The organism is Blastococcus mobilis, from assembly GCF_900188025.1.
Lineage (GTDB): Bacteria > Actinomycetota > Actinomycetes > Mycobacteriales > Geodermatophilaceae > Blastococcus_B > Blastococcus_B mobilis.
On sequence record NZ_FZNO01000082.1, the window covers coordinates 1 to 1,277 of the forward strand.

General features: G+C 67.8%; 1 protein-coding gene. It reads right to left on the bottom strand.

Features of this window, described 5'->3' with window-relative positions:
- Positions 1 to 11: 11 nt before the first annotated feature.
- Positions 12 to 1,163, bottom strand: coding sequence for an IS630 family transposase (locus tag CHB94_RS24340; RefSeq protein WP_089339112.1), 1,152 nt, complete (start codon positions 1,161 to 1,163; stop codon positions 12 to 14).
- Between the last annotated feature and the right edge of the window lie 114 nt (positions 1,164 to 1,277).

Sequence of the window (1,277 nt, forward strand, 5' to 3'; positions counted from 1 at the left end):
CTAGTGCCGGGTCAGGCAACCTTCGCCCGCTTGATGGTGGAGGCTCGCTTGATGACCTTGCGGAGTTCGGGGTCGGTGACGTGGCCGTTCCGCCAGGCGATGTAGCGGCGGATCATGCGCGCCTGCTCGCGGTGGGACGGGTGGTCGGTGCCGTCGAGGGCGAAGTAGCGCAGCGCGGTGAACTGCGCCTCGATCCGGTTGAGCCAGGAGCCGTAGAACGGCGTGTAGGCGATCTCGACGTTGTTCGCCGCGGCCCACGCCCCGACCCTGCCGTCGGTCTTTGTGGACAGGTGCGGGCTGAAGTTGTCACACACGATCGCGATCCGCACCGTGGTCGGGTAGAGCGAGCGCAGATAGCGGCAGAACGCCAAGAATTGGGTGCGGCCTTTCCGCTTGGTGACGTGGCCGTAGAGCTTGTCCCGGGACAGATCCAGGCCGGCGATCAGGTGCCGCACCCCGTGCGGCCGGGTGTAGGTCGCCCGCCGCCGGCGTCGCCTCGGCCGGTCCGGATCACCTCTGCCGCTTGCGCGCGGGGCCCACTGCTTGCCTGGGTGGGGTTGCAGGTTCAGCGGCCCGAACTCATCGGCGCAGAACACGATCGTGGGATCGTCCGGGCCGGGTAGGGCGGTGCCGTCGGCTATCGCATACAGCTGCAGCACTCGGGTGGTCTTGGACTCGTACTCGGGGTCGGTGCTGGCCTTCCAGGTCTTCACCGCTTGAAAGCTGACGTCCTCCTCGCGCAGAAGCAGGCGCAGGCCCTCGTGGGAGATGTCGTCGACCACCCCCTCGGCCACCAGGAAATCGGCCAACTTCGACAGGCTCCAGACCGAGAACGGCAGATCGTGATCTTCGGGTCGGCTCAGCGCGATCTGCTTGATCTGCTGGCGCTGCGGCAGGGTGAACTTCGGCGGCCGGCCGCCGGCATAGCGGGGTTGCAGTGAGTCGAACCCGTCGGTGTTGAAGTTGTGCAGCACGTCGCGCACCCGGTCCGGGCTGGTGAACGTCACCTCGGCGATCTTGGCCACCGGCATGCGCTGCGCCGAGAGCAGCACCATCTGCGCCCGCCGCCAGGTCACCACCGAGCCGGTGCCGCGGCGCACGATGCGCAGCAGTCGGTTGCCTTCGTCGTTGCTGATCGCCCGGACCTGCACGGCGTGGACCATCTCGCATCTCCTGCGGGGAAGTCAGGATCAGGCAAGACGACGGTGACAGCCTCAACGCTCAGCCGGGACCCCCTCGCCCACGCAACGGGCGAAGGTTGGCAGCCGCGGCACTAG

Coding starts and splice junctions, on each gene's coding strand:
- CHB94_RS24340 (WP_089339112.1), bottom strand. CDS start 1,163: ATGGTCCACGCCGTGCAGGTCCGGGCGATCAGCAACGACGAAGGCAAC.